This is a genomic window from Pelomonas sp. KK5 (assembly GCF_001984095.1).
Lineage (GTDB): Bacteria > Pseudomonadota > Gammaproteobacteria > Burkholderiales > Burkholderiaceae_C > KK5.
The window spans coordinates 1-1902 of sequence record NZ_LYVQ01000446.1; the positions used below are offsets into that span (position 1 = coordinate 1).

At 69.7% G+C, this 1902-nt stretch carries 2 protein-coding genes and 1 pseudogene; all 3 read right to left on the reverse strand.

The genetic code is table 11. The features are described from left to right. Nucleotides 1-550: pseudogene (locus B0W88_RS31495) on the reverse strand (hypothetical protein); the annotation flags it as partial. A gap of 20 nt (nt 551-570) precedes the next feature. Next, nucleotides 571-1077 carry a VOC family protein gene (locus B0W88_RS31500; protein ID WP_077038386.1) on the reverse strand — a complete coding sequence of 169 codons (507 nt, stop codon included), beginning with the start codon at nt 1075-1077 and terminating at the stop codon, nt 571-573. A 92-nt stretch (nt 1078-1169) separates the two neighbouring features. Further along, nucleotides 1170-1902: translocation/assembly module TamB domain-containing protein (locus B0W88_RS31505; RefSeq protein WP_198938000.1), on the reverse strand; the 733-nt coding region annotated here is incomplete at its 5' end.

The following is a 1902-nucleotide window of genomic DNA, read 5'->3' on the forward strand; positions in this document are numbered from 1 at the left end:
CGGCCAGCGGCATGCGCTCGTGGGCATCGGCGATGCCGGCGGCGCGGGCCTGCTCGCGGCGGCGGGCGTCCGGCTCGACGAGGGCGACCCGGTAGCCGCCGATCACGAAGAGTTGCGCCGCCAGCAGGCCCACCGGCCCGGCGCCGCTGACGACGACCCGGTCACCGGGCCGGGCGCGGGTCGTCATCAGCGTGGTCATCGAGACGCCCATCAGCCGCGCCAGCACGGCCGTCTCCGGCGCCAGGCCGGCAGGCAGGGGCAGGGTGTTGCGCGCCTCGTGCGTCTGCGTCGAGCGGTGCGGGCCCATGCAGAAGCGCCGTTCGCCGAGGGCGACGCCCTGCACCGCGCTGCCGACCGCCTCGACCTCGAACACCGCGGCATAGCCGGGCCGGATCGGGAAACTGTCGCCGGCCGCCCAGCTCAGCTCGGTGCCCTGGCTGACCAGCGTGCAGAGCGTGCGGCCGCGGATCTCGCCGGGCTGCAGCGGGGTGTCTTCGTAGTCCTGCAGCGCGAAGGTCTGCGGGGCGGGAAAGATGATTTCCTGGGGCATGTTGTCGGTCCTTCCTTGGTTCAGTCCAGCGGCGACCAGGCCCGCACCGGGCTCGTGTCCTCGTAGCCCAGGCGGCCCAGGCTGACCAGCTCCATGAACTGGCCCCAGGGCGTCTTGAAGTACACCCAGTCCAGGCCCGCCATCGGCCCTTCGTCGATATGGGTGGGCCCGTCCATCACCTCGATGCCGGCTTCGCGCAGTTGCGCGGCGGCGGCGAAGCAGTCGTCCACCTGGAAGGCCAGGTGGAAGCCGCCGATCTCGGAGTTGCGCTTGATGGGCGTGACGGCCTCGTTCTCGTACTCGAACAGCTCCAGGTTCGTGCCATTGCCGCAGCGCATCACCTGGATGTCGCTGATGCGGCGGTCGCCGGGTACGCCGAGCTTGCGCTGCATGAACGTGGCGTCGACGTCCAGCGCCCCGGTGCTGAGCACCACCACGCCGCCGAAGAAGCGCTCGAAGAAGGACACCGCCTGACGCATGTCGGGCACGGTGAGCCCGATGTGCTGGAGCCCGAAAGACTGGAACATCATTGCCATCCTCACTTTTGACAACTAACTGGATGGTTAATAATGCAAGGACGATCGGCATTGGCCGATCGGGTATTTCCCCTAGATGTCCCTCACTCCCACTTCCATTGCCAGATGAGATCCAGCGCGTTGTCCTCACCCGTTTGAGCGCGCAGCGTGAAGCGCTGGGCGATGCGGTAGATCAGCTGCCAGCTGCCGGTGGTGGCGTTCAGGCCCCGCTCGTAGCCGACGTACCACCGTCGGGATAACTGCTTACCCAAGCGGACGATGGTGCCCTGGGTGCTGTCGTCGCTCTGCGCCAGCGAGAGCTCGTCCAGGCCCAGGTTCTTGATCAGCTTGCCGGAGGTGCTCTCGCCCTCGCCCGAGAGCAGGGCCAGCGCGGCCCGCTGCAGCAGCGCGGTGTCGGTGCGGCCCAGGGTGTCGGGCGCGCGGCCCAGCAGCAGCCAGGAGAGCTTGTCGGTCTCGGCCATGTCGGGGTCGGAGAACAGCTTGACCCGCGGGCTCAGCGCCGTGCCGGTGACGGCCACGCCGACGCGGATGTCCACGTCCGGCCGGATCGCCAGCACGTCCAGGCGCGGGTTGTCATAGGGGCCGGCGAAGGCGATGTCGCCGCGCTCGACCTCCAGCTTCTGGCCGTAGGCGGCATAGGTGCCGCCCACCGCGCTGACGGTGCCGTTGAGCTGCGGGCCGCCGTCGTCCACCTGGGTCAGCTTCACCTCGCCGCGCAGCCGGCTGTCCAGGCCGTGGCCGCGCACCTTCAGGTCGTTGCCGAGGTTCAGCGTGACGGCGATGCGGGTGCGGCGCGGCTCGCCGGCCGGCTTGGGC

What these genes read in the sequence shown, in the direction of transcription:
- B0W88_RS31500 (WP_077038386.1), bottom strand. Translation starts at nt 1,077, where the DNA reads ATGTTCCAGTCTTTCGGGCTCCAGCACATCGGGCTCACCGTGCCCGAC.